Source organism: Niallia sp. CD-39, from assembly GCF_059874745.1.
The window spans coordinates 38,718-55,636 of the sequence record NZ_JCBCPS010000008.1 but is presented as its reverse complement, the minus strand read 5'-3'; the positions used below and the strand labels follow the sequence as shown (position 1 = coordinate 55,636).

Genomic DNA, 16,919 nt, shown 5'->3' with positions numbered 1-16,919 from the left:
TAAATAAAAAGTGTTCGGAATTCCGAACACTTTTTATTTCTATTCTTCGCTTAAAGCGGCAGCCAATTTTTTATTTGTGATTTTCCAATGTGAGTCATGCCATTTGACATCTCCATTTTTAAAAAGAAGCGCTTGTGGAGATTCATGCTTTACGTGGAATTTCTCAGCAATATGATTTGATAACGGACGATCTTCTTGTACGATTAAATAATAGGTTTTAACCCCATTCCCACCTTTTGCGAATTGTTCATACTCATCATAACCTTCTTGGCTAATTGGACAAGTGTTGCTATGTTTTAAGATGAAAAATTCCTTATCATTATGTAGAGCTTGATCAAACAATTCTATACTTGATAACCTTTCCATTTCTTATTCCTCCTTAGCAGTAAGAAGCGATGAGAGTTGTTCTCATCGCTTCTTACCTTATCTTTGTGAAGTCAGTTGCTTCTTGTCTTTTGATAAAGTATCGTTCATTTCGTTTTGCAGCTCATCCACTTTTTGTTCAGCCTGATTAGCAAGTTTGTTTGATTGCTCGTCTACATGACTAGCAACTTCTTCCGCTTGATGATCTACCTTATCAGTAAGTGTTTTTACTTTTTCAACTAATTCATTTGATTGCTTTGACACTGCAGATGATAAATCTTTTGTTTTTTCCTTTGCGACATGTGCAAGTTCGTTTCCTTTTACCATCACAGTTTCTTTTAAGTGTTCAGATTTTTCCTTTAAGTTAGATGCCTGATGATTAATGTCATTCATTAATTCTTTACCAGACTTAGGTGCTAACAATAATGCAGCTCCTGCTCCAACAATTCCTCCAATTAATGCCCCAATAAAAAAGTCTTTCGTGTTCATGCTATCATCTTTCTTTTCAGAAGTATGTTCATATTGGCTTTGTGCTTGTTTACCCAAGTTCAATCCCTCCAATAATTGTTATCTAGCTCTTTCACGGACCTTTTCTGTAGCGTATCGAGTATTTTCATTCGCTTCAACTGGTTCTGCTTTTCGTGCTTTCCACTTACTGCGAAGTTCCATTAATACATTACCCCATTGAACAACTTGAGAAATTTTCTCTTTGTTGTCTTCAAACTGATAATTGATCGTTGAAGTAATTTTTTGGATGGAGCCGTTAAAGCTTCGTACAGAATCCCCAACTTCTCTCACAGCATAAAACATACTGTTCAAGCTTTCAGATTTGTGCTGAATATCGTTTGCTAATGCATTTGTTTTGTTTAATAGCATCGTTGTTTCTCTCGTTACCCCGTCTAGCTGCTTTTCTACGTTAACCAATGTATGTGACACACTATCTAATGTCACTTGCAATGATTTTAACGTTTTGGCTAAAAAGACAACTAAGACAACAAATGCAATTGCAACTACAGCAATACTAACGTATAAAATAATTTCCATTGACTGACACCTCCGGCTCTGTACACTCGATTAGGCCGTATAGCTTTACTAAATGTATACCCATATGTAAAAACTATAAACCATAAAATGATTATACATGCAGATTTAGAAGAAAACCAAATCTACTTTATTCATCATACCATAAAAAGAAATAGTCGTTTAATGTTAAACATGAACTATCTTTTTCGGTTAAAATAGAAGAGTAGAAATAATCATTTGGAGGGAAAAAAATGAAAGACCCACGTATACAAACATTAGCAAAAAATCTTATCCAGTACTCTGTTAAATTGCAAGAAGGAGAAAACATTCTAATTGAGAACTTTGGATTGCAAAAGGAACTTGTTACGGCTCTTGTGAAAGAAGCTTACGCTGTTGGTGGCAATCCATTCGTTTCTTTAAAGGATCATCAAGTAGATCGTGCCCTATTATTAGGTGCGAAAGAAGATCAATTTAACTTGGCAGCAGAATTCGAAGCAAATGTTATGAGTAAAATGGATGCTTATATTGGCCTACGCTCTGGAGATAATATCAATGAACAAGCAGATGTTCCAAATGATAAAATGAAAATTCATGGAGCAACAATCGGCAAAAAAGTACATAGAGAAATTCGTGTTCCAAAAACTCGATGGGTTGTTCTACGCTACCCAAATGCTTCAATGGCACAACTTGCAAAAATGAGCACAGAAGCATTTGAGGACTTCTATTTTGACGTATGTAATCTTGATTACGGCAAAATGGATAAAGCAATGGATAACCTAGTTGCCTTAATGGACCGTACAGACCGAGTACGCATTACAGGCCCTGGAACAGACTTAACGTTCAGTATTAAAGATATTCCAGCGATTAAATGTTCAGGTCAAATGAACATTCCTGATGGTGAAGTATATACAGCACCAGTGAAGGATTCAGTCAATGGTGTGATCACTTATAACACACCTTCACCTTACCAAGGTTTTACTTTTGAGAATGTGAAGCTCACATTTGAAAACGGGAAAATTGTTGATGCTGATGCGAATGACAAAGAGAGAATCACAAAGATTTTTGATACAGATGAAGGTGCTCGTTACATCGGAGAGTTTGCAATCGGAGTAAATCCATATATCCTGCATCCAATGCAAGATATTTTATTTGATGAAAAGATTGATGGAAGCTTCCACTTCACGCCTGGTCAATGCTATGATGAAGCATTTAATGGCAACCATTCGAATATCCACTGGGATATGGTAAATATTCAACGCCCAGATTACGGTGGGGGCGAAATTTATTTTGACGATGTTCTTATTCGAAAAGACGGTCGTTTTGTTATCACTGAGCTTGAGAGCTTAAACCCTGAAAATTTAAAGTAATCATCAAAGAAAAATGGTTTCGGAATACTCTCCGAAACCATTTTCTCATTTAATTTAAATTGCGTTTTCATAGGCTTCCTGAAACTTTTGGATATCTCCAGCGCCCATAAACATGATGACACTATTCTCATGCTTTTGCAGGACAGTCATATCCTCTTCAGAAATGATTTCAGCACCGTCAACCTTTTCTTTTAAATCTTCAATAGAAAGTTGACCATGATTCTCTCTTGCTGATCCAAAAATCTCACATAAATATACTTGATCAGCTAAATTTAAGCTATCCGCAAAATCTTGTAAGAACGTTTGCGTTCTTGTAAATGTATGCGGTTGAAAAACAGCTACTAGTGATTTCGTCGGATATTTTTGTCTTGCCGCTTCAATCGTTGCTTTGATCTCAGTCGGGTGATGAGCATAATCATCGATGATCATTTGTGAACCAAATTCTTTTTCAGTAAATCTTCTCTTTACCCCTCTGAATGAAGACAATTGATCTTGAATAACACCAGCTTCGATCTCTTCATAATGACATACTGCTATAACTGCTAAAGCATTCAAGACATTATGATCTCCATAAGAGTTTATCGTAAACGTGTTGTAGAATGTATTTCTTACAAAAACATCAAAAGTTGTCCCTTCTGTTGATTTTTGTACATTACGTGCTTGGAAATCATTCTCCTCTCCGAATCCGTAAAACAACACCGGTACTTTTGCTTGTATTTTTTGTAGTTGTTCATCATCACCACATGCAAAAATCCCTTTATTTACTTGCCAAGACATCTCTTGAAAGGCAGAGAAAACATCGTCAATATTGGCAAAGTAATCAGGATGATCAAAATCAATATTTGTCATGATTGCGTAATCAGGTGAATAGGACAAGAAATGTCGACGATATTCACATGCTTCGAACGCAAAATATTTTGCATCCGCATTTCCCTTACCTGTTCCATCACCGATTAAATAAGAAGTTGGCTTCGCTCCATTAAGGACATGTGAAAGCAAGCCCGTAGTTGATGTTTTCCCATGAGCTCCTGTCACAGCAATGCTTGTGAATTTTTGTAAAAAATCACCAAGGAATTTGTGATAACGGACAATTGGAAGCCCAAGTTTTAACGCTTCTTGGATTTCCTCATGCGTATCAGGAAATGCATTCCCCGCTATGATTGTCATTCCTGGCTGAATATTCTCTTTCTGGAAGGGAAGGATCTTTATATCTAAAGCCTCAAGGGCATCTTGAGTAAAAATATGCTTCTCCACATCGGATCCTTGGACACGGAAATTCATATCATGCAGCACCTGCGCTAAGGCACTCATCCCCGAGCCCTTTATCCCTACAAAATGGTAAATAGTCATAAAAAGGAAACCTCCAACCTTCGTATATCTGTAAATCATTATATGACGTTCCAATACAATTGCTATTTGTTGTTCGTCTGTATTATTCGTTCGCAAACTTTCATTGTTTAAATGTTTTCAGAATGATTTTCCCATTATAGCACTAAAATCACCGAAAGACTATGTGCGAATCATCCCTCTCCTATTAATAGGTCATTCTATGGAGAATTACGAACCACTTTTTTCGATAAGAAAAACTCTCTAAAAAATTCATTTTCAAAAGAGCATCGTCACCATTTTATCATGTTGAGATCATTTTACAATGATTACTGTGTGAAAATGATGATTCAATGTTCTCTTTCCTGTTATTGGTGCTTATTATTTATCACAATGAGGGAAAGAATACCTCGAATTGCATTAATTACTTGCTCTTTCCTCTAGAAGAACTTCTAAATCAGATGCAGATAGCAATACATCCCTTGGTTTGCTCCCTTTGTTCTCTGAGATAAATCCATGAGCCTCCATCAGATCAATTAATCTAGCTGCACGATTATAACCAATTTTATATCTTCTTTGAAGGCTCGAAGTTGAAGCCGCTCCTTGCTCAATTACAAAGTGGCATGCCTCTACAAACAATTCATCTTCTTCCTCAATCACTTCTGCTTTTTTCAATAATTCCTCTTGTTCAAATAAATAATCTGGTTCTCTTTCCAATCTAACATGGTTGACGACTTCATCAATTTCTTCATCTGATACAAACGTTCCTTGTAAACGAACTGGTTTCGAAGAACCATTTTCTAGGAAGAGCATATCTCCTCTACCTAGTAATTTCTCCGCACCACTAATATCAATTATTGTCCTAGAATCGACTTGTGAAGAAACTGAAAAGGCAACTCTTGTTGGTACATTCGCCTTGATTAAACCAGTAATAACATCTACAGATGGTCTTTGTGTAGCGATAATCAAATGAATCCCACATGCTCTCGCCTTTTGGGCAATTCGGCAAATAGCCTCCTCTACATCAGTTGGAGCCATCATCATTAAATCTGCAAGTTCATCAATGACTACAACAATATACGGCAAGCGATCTGAATGCTGGCCACTCTTTTTTGCCAGCTCATTAAATCGTTGAATATCGCGGACACCAGCATGGGCAAATAGCTCATATCTTCTTTCCATCTCTTCTACTGCCCATTTCAAGGCAGCTGTAGCAGCCTTTACGTCTGTGATAACTGGGCTAACGAGATGAGGAATCCGATTATAAGGTGCCAACTCAACCATTTTCGGATCAATTAAAAGCAGCTTAAGGTCATCTGGCGTTGCCTTATACAAAAGACTAACTAAAATCGAATTAATGCACACACTTTTTCCTGATCCAGTTGCACCTGCAATCAGTCCATGTGGCATTTTTCTTAAGTCCGTAACGATCGGTTTGCCCGCAATATCCAGACCTAAGACTGCTGTAAGTGGTGATTCATGCTCAGTAAACACACTAGACTCAATGATTTCACGAATCATGACAGGTCTGCTCTGATGATTTGGTACCTCGATCCCAATCGTATGCTTGCCAGGGATAGGTGCCTCAATACGAATGTCTTTCGCCGCAAGGCTTAATTTAATATCATCTGAGAGATTTGTAATTTTATTGACTTTCACACCTGGCTCAGGCTGTACTTCAAACCTAGTAACCGCAGGTCCTTGCGTAACGTTCACAACATGTGCCCGCACATTAAAGTTCGCTAGCGTCGCATTTAATAGCTCCTCTTGTTCATATAGCCATTCATCTGCATCTATTGGTCGAACACCTGGATTCAAATGTTCCAATCTTGGAAAAGCATAAAAAGACGGTTCATCCCGTTCAGATTTAGGAATAGGTGTTTGCTCAGGTACTGTTACTGGTAGCTCCCTCTTCTCAATTTTTTCCATCTGCACTTCTTTTTGTAACATTACTCCAGATTTATTCAATTGTTTTTCTTTATCTTGTTTTAGCATGATTACATTAAAAGGAATATGGCGGCGATGGCTTTCCTTTTGTTCAATATGTACACTGTGTTCAGGAGCTTGTTCAGATATCTCGGCTACTATTTCATTTTTTATTGGCTCTTCTACTTCAGTTACAACTTCAATATTCGCTTGCTCTTCTATTTCAGTTACAACTTCAATACTTCCTTGCTCTTCTGCTTCAGTTACAACTTCAATATTTCCTTGCTCTTCTACTTCAGTTACAACTTCAATATTTCCTTGCTCTTCTACTTCAGTTACAACTTCAATATTTCCTTGCTCTTCTACTTCAGTTACAGCTTCAATACTCCTTGGCTGCTCTACGTCTTGATCCACTTCAATCACATTGGTTTCAAATCGCATATCCACTTCATTATTGAATTCAACATTTTGAGTAGGAGATGACCAATTTTGAAAACGTTCATCTTGTCTATCAACTTCAGAAATCTGCTGATCCACGGTCACTTCTTCTTCAGTAACTGTTTCCAACTGGTCATGTAGCCGTTCTACATTAACCTTATCTTCACTAATTAATTCATATTCAATTGGCTTAGTACGATTCTTTGGTTTACCTAATCCGTATATAGGTGAAGGAACTTCCCGCGGAGAAAACCGCTTAATATGACTGACTTCCTTCATTTCGGTTCGTGCCTTTTTTGTCGTAATTGTTTGCTGATTTTCTGTCTTTTTACTTCCCACTAGCTGTGCTTGTTGCTCAGGCTGCTGTTTCTTTTGTCTATCCTTTCTATGAGCCTTGTGATCATAGTCATCTGGGACAATCGGAAAGCGAAAATTTCCTTTTGGGTATTGGTACAATACTTTTGTTTCCATCTCTCCATTTCGCTCTTTCTTTTCAGAATCTTCTTGGTTAAATTCGTAACTCGCTTCCGTTTTCTCGTCTTCATCTATTCGTAAACGATTCATTATTTTTTTAATCCAACTCATATTATGACCAACTCTTTCTTTCTAGCTTCCTTTTATTCTAACAAAATTATGATTGTATTTTGAGATAAAAAAGTCTCTCAAGACTATTTGATGAATGAATGGATGATTTTTCTTCAATTTACCCATATTTCTATATGGGTAACATCGGCAAAAAATTGAGATTGTCTAGCAACTACTTTTATCGTAAAAAACTCTAACTAAATGTGAGCAAGTAAAAAGAACCATTTTAACAATGGTTCTCAGGCTACTGACAAGCGCTTAACAAAATTGTTATTTTGCATCGAAGTCCCCTCTCAAGAACCAAGTGCTCTATTAGGGTCTTTACTCAACTGCAGCCCAGTCTAACATTCGTTTTTTAAGCTATGATGGATTTTCTACTAAAGAAACTTCCCTAGTAAACACATAGACAAAGTCAAAAATTGACTTTGTCTACAATCTCAGAACCACTTTAACAATTGGTCTTATCGTTATTTCTTCTTTTTGTTTTTTCCTAAAATAAAGATCGGTTCTAATTCGCCATTCTCATATAGAAAAGAGAGTGCAGTAATTGGGACTCTTCCACTTGCAAAGAAGCTCATAGTCATTTGGGCCAATATATCATATCCCGTATCATTCCGTACATCTACGACAATCAATACATCTTGATGGGGAACAGCTACAGCCATCGTTCCTTTCACCTTTTGTTCCATATCTTTTAACAAAGTATCATTTAAAATTCGGCTTGCATCATAGCCGTCATTACTGTTAAAGAAATAAAAATGATTCCCCGCAACTTCGTCTACTTTATATTTTGTAGACAGTGAGCGGATGTTAAATAAGGCCATTTGCTTTAAGGATGTTTCATTCCACCTTTGCTTTTCTAGAAAGGCGTGATCGATTAAACGGTACGAGCTTCCTTGATCATAAGCATAATAAATACGTGTTTCTGCTGTATGATCATCTGTTACAAATCGATTATCATCATCACTTTCAGTCGGAAACGAAGTTGAACGAATAACTGGAAGGATATTTTTCTCATATTGCTCAGGCTTCCCTGTATCATTCATCGCCTTTAGGCCCTCTTCAACATAGTAAACGACCTCGTCGATGGCTTTCTCTTTTTGCTCTTGCCATTTCGCAATTATTCCCGGTAACGAAACTGTAATCCCTTTTTTAGATTCAATCTGTTCAATACGAAGCTGATCCTTTTCTCGATCGAATATAATATTTCGCTGTTCAGAAGCTAAACGCTTCTCTAATTCTTTCTTCATTTTCTTGCTATCCATTTTCATTTCTCTCACCTGCTTAACGAACTTAATCATCTTACAATCTTCCATTGATGACACCGCCTAAGCAGCCAATTCAATTGTCATGATTGTAACGATGTAATAAATTCTTCGATTTCCTCTTGTGTTTTACGATCTTTGCTTACGAAACGACCCGTTTCTATTCCTTGATTATAGGCTACAAAGCTTGGAATTCCAAATACACTAAGGTTCGCACATAAATCAATAAATTCATCTCTGTCTACATATACAAATGTATAATTTGAGTACTTCGCTTCTACTTCAGGCATAAACGGCTCTATGAATCGACAATCCCCACACCAATCTGCTGAAAAAAGAAATACTACATTTTCTTTTTTTGTCAATTGATCAAATTGCTCCATCGATTTTAATTTTTCCATCATCTACATCCTCCGCTTCACACTTTTTAAGGTTTCCATATTTCAACTATACCAAGCATAAAGTTATCAGTCCATTATATGTCCTTTCACTTTTTATTTGTAAGAAGAAAAGCATAACTCGCCACCTATTAGCGAGCAAAAATCTAACAACATATCCTTGTTTCATTATCACTCATGTGGTGAAGAATGCACCTAGAGCTTGGAATGTAATCACTTATTCTCTAAAAAAAGCGAATTAGAATGACTTTGGTAACGGTATTATTCAATTTTAGGTCTTAAGACATCCACAAAACGACATATTTCTTATTGTTTTCATAGGTTTAAAAGACTATAATTAAATAAAATTTTTCATTTATTAGAATTATATTACTTTTGGGGTGATTATTTGAAAACAATACGTGGTAAATTAAGCCTCATTGGAATAATGACGGTCGGTGCTTTGCTTTTGCTTCTATCCTTTAATTTTGTATTAGGAATGATACAAGAGAATAATCGGGAACAAGAAAAGCAATTACAGGAAACTGTGAGCGGGAGTAAAGAGGTTAAGTACCAAATGGCTACGGCTAGAAAATGGGAACAACAGTTTTTACGCTCACCAAGAGAAGAAACTGCACAATTTGTTTTTAATTCCATTGAGAAGATGAAAGAAGAAACACTAAGATTAAGCGAGCTTCAAGAAGATAGTCGAATTGCAGGTCAATTCAATCAAGTTGCTACTATCTCAGGTACATATGATGAACTTTTTCAAACACTTCATCGAATGTATGCACAAATTGGTTTTGATGAATCACAAGGTTTACAAGCTTACATTAATAGTACGACAAACCAAATTACAACCTTAACAAAAAGCTTAAACAGCGAAGAAATAAACGATCTGCTTCTTCTAATGCGATCATACTCACAACAATATTTAGCAAGTCAACAGAGCGATGCGTATGATTCATTTATTGAAACATCCGAAGTTCTAGCAACAGCCATCAATCAACATGAAGGCTTAGACGAGTCTGGAAAGGATTATATAACGAGAAGATTAGGTGACTATCAAAACGCTTTACACACAATTCATGATGCATATGATCAAACCGAAGCCTTTATTAGTCAATTTGATTCACAAGCTATTGCAATAGAAGGTGCGATTACGCGCGCTGAACAAACGATTATCGAAGCACATTCTTCATTAACAGCTGATATTCAAAGACAAAACGCTATATTAAATACAATCGTGTATATTGTAAGCTTTGTTCTCATCATTATCATTGCAGTAACAGGCATCTATTTAATGACAAACATCACTCGCTCGATCTCATCTATGAAAGAGGGCGCCGAGAAAATCGGAAGCGGAAATCTAGCATACCGAGTTGAGTCCAACGGAAAAGATGAAATGGCTGAACTAGCCTCTTCATTTAATCAAATGGCTGAAAAAGTACAACAGTCATTTTTGCATATCTTAAACTCATCTTCACAATTACAAGCATCTTCACAGCATCTTGCTGCGATTTCAGAAGAAACAACTGCCCAAGCGAATGAAGTAGATGCTGCAATTAAGCAGATTGCAGCTGGTGCAGAAACTCAATCGCTTCAGTTAGAGGACAGTAAGAATGAAATTGAGAATGTGGCAAGAGCCATAAGTGATACTGAAAAATTAAGTGCAGAGATCTCATCTGACGCTTCAAGTACGACTACACTAGGTTTAAGTGGCTTGAGCACAGTAGAAGATTTACAAACAGTTTCAGATCAATTATTAACATTATCAAACCATTTAATTGAAAGAGTTTCAGATGCTGCTAGTCAGACGAAAAATATCTCTTCGATTGTAGATACAATTCAAGACATAGCAGACAATACAAACCTTTTAGCTTTAAATGCTTCAATAGAAGCCGCAAGAGCTGGTGAAAGTGGCAAAGGCTTTGCTGTTGTTGCCAATGAAGTTAAAAAGCTTGCAGAGCGCTCTAAAAACGAGGCAGAAAGCATTCATAAGCTCGTTTTATCGATGAATCATAAAATGTCTGAGCTAATGAGTGAGTCTGATAAGTTTAACACTTATAAAGAAAAGCAAAGTGAATCTGTTCATACAACTAAAGATGCATTTGAAAACATTGTAAAAAATGTTGAGAGCATCACATCAAAGATTAAAACAATTGAAGAGTCAATACAGCACGTAACTCAATCAAATCAGTCTTTAACAGATAAGGTAGAAGAAGTATTCGGAGTATCACAATCTTCCGCTGCTGCATCTGAAGAAGTCTCTGCATCTAGTGAAACACAATTAGAAGCTATTTCAAGAGTCAACGAAGCAGCAGTTGAATTAAGCCAAATTGCGAGTGACCTTCAAGATGAAGTGAGCCAATTTAAATTAGAGGACCACGAGCAAGCTGTTTCATCAAAAACAATAAATACAAAGAGATTCAAGAAGTTTTCAATGCCTTCAATCAAATTCTTAAAGATTAACCCTTTGAAGAAAATAAACATTAAAAAGTTCTTACGTAAAAACAAGTAAATCAAATAGAGGTAGACAGGGGAATGCTTTACCCTTGTCTACCTCTATTTGTTAATGAATTTCTACCGATTGAGCTATATTCATCATGTATTGAGCTTCTGAAGGAAGCTGCTTTGTTTTTATATGTGACGTAATTTTTACTCCACCAACGCCAACAACAATTTCTACCATTTGATTTTCTATTTCTTTCATTAATAGATATCCAAAACGATTACCTTCTTGCATATTTTCTTTGTAATCATAGTCATTTTGAGCGAGAGTTGATTCATAAATCACTTGACTATTCTCATCTTCAATTTGATTGTAAAAAAGGATATACTCTTTTCTACCATTCTTTAAAACAATATTATTTTGCATTTCTTCAACAATTTCAAAGCCAAAAGGAACATAATAATCAATATTTACATTGCTATTATTAGTTTTTTTCGGTCCATTTTGGAGAGCCTCTTTAACAGCATCAAAAGCTTCATTCTGCTTTTCTTCATATGAAGCACTGCATCCAGTTATAATAAGGGCGATAACGAGCAAGAAGAAGGAACGTCGCCATATACATTTCATACTTTTGTCCCCCTTGACATAATTTAAATTCATCCTTTTCTATCATACATTTCCTTATATTAGTCTGACAACCTAAAATTTATCTCATTCAGTGAATCTTAGGGAAATTCGTATAATAATTGCGTTTCTTGTCAGAAAAAGGTGGTAAACTAGATTAAAAAGGAGTGGGACTTAAATGAATTTAACCATTTATCTTGCAGGAGAGATTCATTCCAATTGGAGAAATGAAATAAAGGAGAAGGCAAGGACTCTTGATCTTCCATTTACATTTACTGGTCCGATGGAAGACCATGACAGATCTGACTACATAGGGGAAGAAGTATTGGGAAAACAGCCAGATAAGATTTCATTAGATGCTGCCTCTTCTAGCGTTAATAACTTTCGAACGCAATTATTATTAAGCAAGGCAGACGTTGTCATCGCCCTCTTCGGTGAAAAGTATAAGCAATGGAATACGGCGATGGATGCTTCAACAGCCCTCGCTAATGGAAAACCAACAATTATTATTCGACCAGAACATTTACACCATCCATTAAAGGAGCTTTCTTCAAGAGCAAACATTACCGTAGAAACCATAGATCAAGCAATGAAAGCATTGGCTTATGTATATGAATAAAGCTGTAAGGGATTACCTCCCTGCAGCTTTATTTTGAGCATACTCATACTGACCAATCAGCGCCTGTACAATATGGAAAAACATGTCCGCACGCTTTATTCTTGTATTCGTTAATACTCCAATTGCTCCTTCTGTTTTACGAATTCCTTGTCTCTTAGTGTATGCATCCATTACTGGACCTAACTCTTTGCCGATTCTTAATTCTGATGCAATTTCTTCCGGAAGTCTGATTCTTGCTCCTCCAGCTATAAAAGGCTCGCTTTTAGGGACATATAGCGCTCCCCAATTACATACAAACATCCCACGATTAGTATCTACAACTCCACCCTCTAATCCAATCCCTACGTTACCACCTGTCGCCTCTACTGCGTGAAAGGCGCGATTAATTGCTCCTTGAATCGTTTCATCATCAGAGAATGGCTGGTTACTAACGCCAGATGGTACATCAATCGCTTTAAATTCAAATTCTTGGCCAGAAAGAGCACGCTTGATTGGTTCAATCTTTGCTGGATTCTCTGACCCGATTGCAACAATATACATATGAAAATTACCTCTTTCTAAGGATTGCGAAAAACTTGAGCATACGATCAGACGGTGTAGACTCTCGCAAACATCATTGATCGAAGGCCCCTGATGAACCTTGTGTTCTTCATAAACACTGCAAGACATATGACAAACATTTTCTAGACAGACATTCTAATGTTTATTAAAAATTTCTCTAGAAAACATGTAGACAAAGTCAAAAATCGACTTTGTCTACACTCTTAATGCAAAGCGTGAATCTTACGCTTTAACTCTTAGCTATTTGTCTTAATTGAATTCACTGTTGATTGATCGCATGATTTAACTAATTTTACTAACAATTCTTTCGCTGCAGCATAATCATCAGTGTGGATAATCGATGCAGATGTGTGAATATAACGTGAACAGATCCCAATTACACCACTCGGAACACCTTCATTTGAAATGTGAACGCGTCCAGCATCCGTTCCACCTGGTGATACAAAGTATTGATACGGAATGTTATTTGATTCTGCTGTATCTAGAATAAATTCTCTCATTCCACGATGTGTGACCATTGAGCGATCATAGATTCTCAATAACGCTCCTTTTCCTAATTGTCCAAATTCATTTTTATTTCCTGACATGTCATTTGCCGGACTCGCATCCAATGCAAAGAAAATGTCAGGATTAATCATGTTTGCAGCAGTCTGTGCACCTCTCAACCCTACTTCTTCTTGCACTGTAGCTCCTGAATACAGAGTATTAGGCAATGTTTCACCTTTTACTTCTTCAAGTAGTTCCACTGCTAAGCCACAGCCATAACGATTATCCCATGCTTTTGCCATAATTTTCTTCTCATTTGCCATTTTCGTGAATGAACATACTGGAACAATTTGTTGACCTGGTTTGATTCCAATTTTCAAAGCATCTTCCTTATCGTCTGCACCAATATCAATCAGCATATTAGAAATTTCCATCGGCTTGCTTCTTTTTGCTTCATCAAGTAGATGAGGAGGAATCGAACCGATTACACCAATTACTGGGCCATTGTCTGTGATGATTTGAACTCTTTGTGCTAACAACACTTGGCTCCACCAGCCACCTAAAGTTTGAAAACGGATCATACCGTTTTCAGTAACCGATGTTACCATAAACCCTACTTCATCCATATGACCGGCAACCATGACAGTTGGACCTTCTCCAGTTCCTCTTTTTACGCCGAAAATACTGCCTAGTTTGTCCTTTACAATCTCATCCGAATGCTGTTTTAATTGCTCTTCCATAAACCTGCGAACCGCATGCTCATTTCCTGGCGCACCGGGTAGTTCGGTTAATGTTTTAAACAATTCCAATGTTTTATTATTCATCTATTTGCTCCTTTTTATATGCACAGGTTATCAGCCTGCGATTTATGTATACATTCATTTTACAGAACTTTCATACGGCTTTCTAGTCATATGTCCCAAGGTTTATTTGGAAAACATATGCATTGATTGTTTTTCTCTATTCTTGTTTTTGGTATGATGGATGTAATCATCATCATTTTGTGCTTGCGGAGGTGTTCTTATGAACTGGAAATCATTCTTTTTAGGTGTAACCGTTGGTGTGACAAGCGCCCTTGTAGCAAAAGAAATCATTGCTAAAGAAACAAAGGTCTCTCCTGAAAAAGTTTTGAACGATGTAAAACGTATCTTCAAAGAAGATGGACCGATTTCAGGCTCCTGGATCCATATGAAGGTTGAGCCTTTCCAAAAAGGAAACTTACATTATGAAATTTATCGCGGAGGGATCTCACGTAAAACTGAAGATGTTGTAGTTCAATATGAATTTGTTGCAGACGCAAAAACGGGTACGATTTTAGATGCATATCCACTAGGAATTTCGTAAGATAAATACAAAAAGATGGTCTTCTCAAGTGAGAAGACCATCTTTTTAGTTTGCTACATTTTTGCAGCTGCTTGATATTTTACTTCGCATCTAAAAATACGAGAGCCTTTATTGGAAAACTTCTCTTCATACTCTGTCATCACATTATCTTCCATGTCACTTTTATGCAGATCGAGGCTCACTTCTTTTAACAACATTCCATATTCAGAAAAACTTGTTAAGGAAAATTCAAATAACCCTTGATTGTCTGTTTTAAAATGGATTTCACCATCATCAATTAATACATCTTCGTAGAGTTTTAAGAAACTCTTATACGTCAATCTTCTCTTGGCATGTCGCTTTTTCGGCCAAGGGTCAGAGAAATTCAAATAAACACGACTAACCTCGCCTTTTTCAAATAACTCTGTAAGTTTTTCTGCATTGACGTTCATTATTTTCACATTAGGGAGCTCTTCTTCTAAGATTCGATCTAATGCCGTAACAATAACGCTCTCTGCTAATTCAATCCCTATATAGTTTATGTGAGGGTTCATCTTTGCCATACCGGTAATGAATCTGCCTTTACCTGTTCCAATTTCAATGTGGAGAGGCTGATTCTTTGCAAAAACTGTGCTCCAATTGCCTTTGTTTTTTTCAGGCTCCGCAATGACAAACTGAGGAAACTCAGCTAATCTTTCTCTTGCCCATGGTTTATTTCTTTGTCTCATGACGACACTCCTATATGATCATTTCGTTCAAACAATATCACGGTTTTTACTCACTTGCAACTGCGTTTGCAATGTAGTAGCTCGACAAACGCATAAAAAAGCAATGGAATCACAAGCTAAATGTGATTCCATTTTAGAAAGGTCGATTATTATGCCACTATCACAACAAGATCAATTCATGCTATTACGAGATTTATTAAACAACCATCATACTGATTGTTGTGGATCAATCTCTGAATGTGAACAAATTGAACGACTCGTTTCGCATCTTCAAACACAACAAAATGTAGATCCAAAAACACTTGCTATCCTTGAAGAGATCAAGAGTTACTGTCAAGACGGATTGCAATCACAAGAGCTTGACCAACATATTGAATCAAATGTGAATAGTTTATCCCAGTGGGTTGACGGATTAACAAATCTTAGCTAAGCAAAATCCCATCCAAGTTAGCAATTAGCTTCTCCATTTCATGGTAGCGCTCTTTTTTATCATGCCATTGAATAGAAGATAGTGTTTGCGTTAACATGTACCATTTCATACGTAGTAACAACTGGTCCGTCAAAATAAGTCCATACTGATCCAACCAAGCATGCCACTCTTCTTTAGGAATATAACTAAACAAGAGCATCCCGAGATCAATTGCGGGATCTGCAATCATTGCACCATCCCAGTCAATCAAGTAAAGTTCATCCTCATCAGAAAGAAGCCAGTTGTTATGGTTTACATCCCCATGACAAACGGTTACTTCATTGCTTTCAATAAGCCCAACTTTACACTCGATAAATGAAACAGCTTCTCTAATGGCTGAATGCTTCATAAGCTCTTCAGACATTGAAGATTTTAGAATCATTAGAAGTTCTTCGGGCTTTAGTGACGGCTTCCCTATTCTCTTTAACATTGTCAACAATGGTTTAGAAGAGTGTATTTTCTTTAATAACCTCGCAACCCTCTCCTGGTTCATGTCATGGGCTTTTAACTCATGTCCACTTAACCACTTTTGAGCTGTAACCACATCGCCATTTTCCATTCTTTTCGTCCAAACAAGCTTTGGCACAATGCCTTCAGCAGAAAGAACGGCGAGAAATGGGGAAGAATTTCGTTTTAGAAATAACCTTTGCTCATTCGATTGCGCAAAGAATGCATCCCCAGTTGCTCCACCAGCAGGCGATATTTCCCACTCATCTCCAAAAAAATGTTCCACTATTGTTCACCTACAATTTATCCCACGTTTACGGGCGTTAAAACCCCTATATTTAACATTTTATTTTAAAACAAAGGATAGGAGTTAACCCCCGCAGGTGCACGATTGATTCAACGAACAATCTATGGTTTTAGATTGCAGTATCCCTTTTTCGACTCACCTACAGGTTACCAATTATCTATGTCAAATTACTTATCACTTTAAGAGGAAGCTCTTATCGAAGTACTCCCTGTTTTTTAGGAATAAAAAAACAG

At 36.8% G+C, this 16,919-nt stretch carries 17 protein-coding genes; 5 read left to right on the top strand and 12 right to left on the bottom strand.

Going from position 1 to position 16,919, the window contains the following annotated elements; translation table 11 throughout:
- Nucleotides 1-39 precede the first annotated feature (39 nt).
- The 3 genes from ytxJ to AC6F34_RS15255 are packed head-to-tail and all read right to left on the bottom strand — an operon-like array spanning nt 40 to nt 1,407.
- On the bottom strand, nt 40-366 hold the full coding sequence (ytxJ, locus tag AC6F34_RS15265; protein ID WP_500773668.1) for a bacillithiol system redox-active protein YtxJ: 327 nt from the start codon (nt 364-366) through the stop codon (nt 40-42).
- A gap of 57 nt (nt 367-423) precedes the next feature.
- Nucleotides 424-909 (bottom strand): YtxH domain-containing protein, encoded by a 486-nt coding sequence (locus tag AC6F34_RS15260; RefSeq protein ID WP_500773666.1) that lies wholly within the window; start codon nt 907-909, stop codon nt 424-426.
- Nucleotides 910-930: 21 nt separating this feature from the next.
- Complete coding sequence (locus AC6F34_RS15255; protein ID WP_500773664.1) at nt 931-1,407, bottom strand: DUF948 domain-containing protein; 477 nt, start codon at nt 1,405-1,407, stop codon at nt 931-933.
- 230 nt (nt 1,408-1,637) lie between these two features.
- Here AC6F34_RS15255 and AC6F34_RS15250 point away from each other — a divergent pair, with 230 nt between their 5' ends.
- Nucleotides 1,638-2,753: an aminopeptidase gene (locus tag AC6F34_RS15250; protein ID WP_500773662.1), complete on the top strand. Its 1,116-nt coding sequence runs from the start codon at nt 1,638-1,640 to the stop codon at nt 2,751-2,753.
- A 54-nt stretch (nt 2,754-2,807) separates the two neighbouring features.
- On the opposite strand, the gene murC is transcribed toward AC6F34_RS15250, so the two are convergent.
- The 4 genes from murC to AC6F34_RS15230 all read right to left on the bottom strand — a co-directional run bounded on the left by murC (nt 2,808) and on the right by AC6F34_RS15230 (nt 8,694).
- Complete coding sequence (gene murC / locus AC6F34_RS15245; protein WP_500773660.1) at nt 2,808-4,103, bottom strand: UDP-N-acetylmuramate--L-alanine ligase; 1,296 nt, start codon at nt 4,101-4,103, stop codon at nt 2,808-2,810.
- 396 nt (nt 4,104-4,499) lie between these two features.
- Nucleotides 4,500-7,028, bottom strand: coding sequence for a DNA translocase FtsK (locus tag AC6F34_RS15240; protein WP_500773658.1), 2,529 nt, complete (start codon nt 7,026-7,028; stop codon nt 4,500-4,502).
- A gap of 467 nt (nt 7,029-7,495) precedes the next feature.
- Nucleotides 7,496-8,293: a DUF1444 domain-containing protein gene (locus AC6F34_RS15235; protein WP_500773740.1), complete on the bottom strand. Its 798-nt coding sequence runs from the start codon at nt 8,291-8,293 to the stop codon at nt 7,496-7,498.
- Between the two features lie 83 nt (nt 8,294-8,376).
- Nucleotides 8,377-8,694 (bottom strand): thioredoxin family protein, encoded by a 318-nt coding sequence (locus tag AC6F34_RS15230; RefSeq protein ID WP_500773656.1) that lies wholly within the window; start codon nt 8,692-8,694, stop codon nt 8,377-8,379.
- Nucleotides 8,695-9,079: 385 nt separating this feature from the next.
- Between AC6F34_RS15230 and AC6F34_RS15225 the strand changes: the two genes are divergently transcribed.
- Nucleotides 9,080-11,191, top strand: coding sequence for a methyl-accepting chemotaxis protein (locus tag AC6F34_RS15225; RefSeq protein ID WP_500773654.1), 2,112 nt, complete (start codon nt 9,080-9,082; stop codon nt 11,189-11,191).
- A gap of 51 nt (nt 11,192-11,242) precedes the next feature.
- On the opposite strand, the gene AC6F34_RS15220 is transcribed toward AC6F34_RS15225, so the two are convergent.
- A complete protein-coding gene (locus AC6F34_RS15220) occupies nt 11,243-11,749 on the bottom strand; it encodes a hypothetical protein (RefSeq protein WP_500773652.1) in 507 nt (168 codons plus the stop codon).
- Between the two features lie 175 nt (nt 11,750-11,924).
- Here AC6F34_RS15220 and AC6F34_RS15215 point away from each other — a divergent pair, with 175 nt between their 5' ends.
- Nucleotides 11,925-12,365, top strand: a complete 441-nt coding sequence (locus tag AC6F34_RS15215) for a YtoQ family protein (RefSeq protein WP_500773650.1) — start codon at nt 11,925-11,927, stop codon at nt 12,363-12,365.
- A gap of 12 nt (nt 12,366-12,377) precedes the next feature.
- Here AC6F34_RS15215 and AC6F34_RS15210 read toward each other — a convergent pair whose 3' ends face one another.
- The gene (locus tag AC6F34_RS15210) at nt 12,378-12,905 is read right to left on the bottom strand and encodes a DUF84 family protein (RefSeq protein WP_500773648.1); all 528 of its coding nucleotides are present in this window, start codon (nt 12,903-12,905) and stop codon (nt 12,378-12,380) included.
- Nucleotides 12,906-13,162: 257 nt separating this feature from the next.
- Nucleotides 13,163-14,236, bottom strand: coding sequence for a M42 family metallopeptidase (locus AC6F34_RS15205; RefSeq protein WP_500773646.1), 1,074 nt, complete (start codon nt 14,234-14,236; stop codon nt 13,163-13,165).
- 199 nt (nt 14,237-14,435) lie between these two features.
- On the opposite strand from AC6F34_RS15205, the gene AC6F34_RS15200 reads away from it, so the two are divergent.
- Nucleotides 14,436-14,756: a PepSY domain-containing protein gene (locus AC6F34_RS15200; RefSeq protein WP_500773644.1), complete on the top strand. Its 321-nt coding sequence runs from the start codon at nt 14,436-14,438 to the stop codon at nt 14,754-14,756.
- Between the two features lie 53 nt (nt 14,757-14,809).
- Here the strand turns inward: AC6F34_RS15200 and trmB are convergent, their stop codons facing one another.
- Complete coding sequence (gene trmB / locus AC6F34_RS15195; RefSeq protein ID WP_500773642.1) at nt 14,810-15,463, bottom strand: tRNA (guanosine(46)-N7)-methyltransferase TrmB; 654 nt, start codon at nt 15,461-15,463, stop codon at nt 14,810-14,812.
- Nucleotides 15,464-15,614: 151 nt separating this feature from the next.
- On the opposite strand from trmB, the gene AC6F34_RS15190 reads away from it, so the two are divergent.
- Entirely contained in the window at nt 15,615-15,893 is a 279-nt protein-coding gene (locus AC6F34_RS15190; RefSeq protein ID WP_500773640.1) for a YtzH-like family protein, read from the top strand.
- Here AC6F34_RS15190 and AC6F34_RS15185 read toward each other — a convergent pair.
- A complete protein-coding gene (locus tag AC6F34_RS15185; protein ID WP_500773639.1) occupies nt 15,886-16,665 on the bottom strand; it encodes a phosphotransferase in 780 nt (259 codons plus the stop codon). The two genes, AC6F34_RS15190 and AC6F34_RS15185, sit on opposite strands and share 8 nt — an antisense overlap.
- Nucleotides 16,666-16,919: the final 254 nt, after the last annotated feature.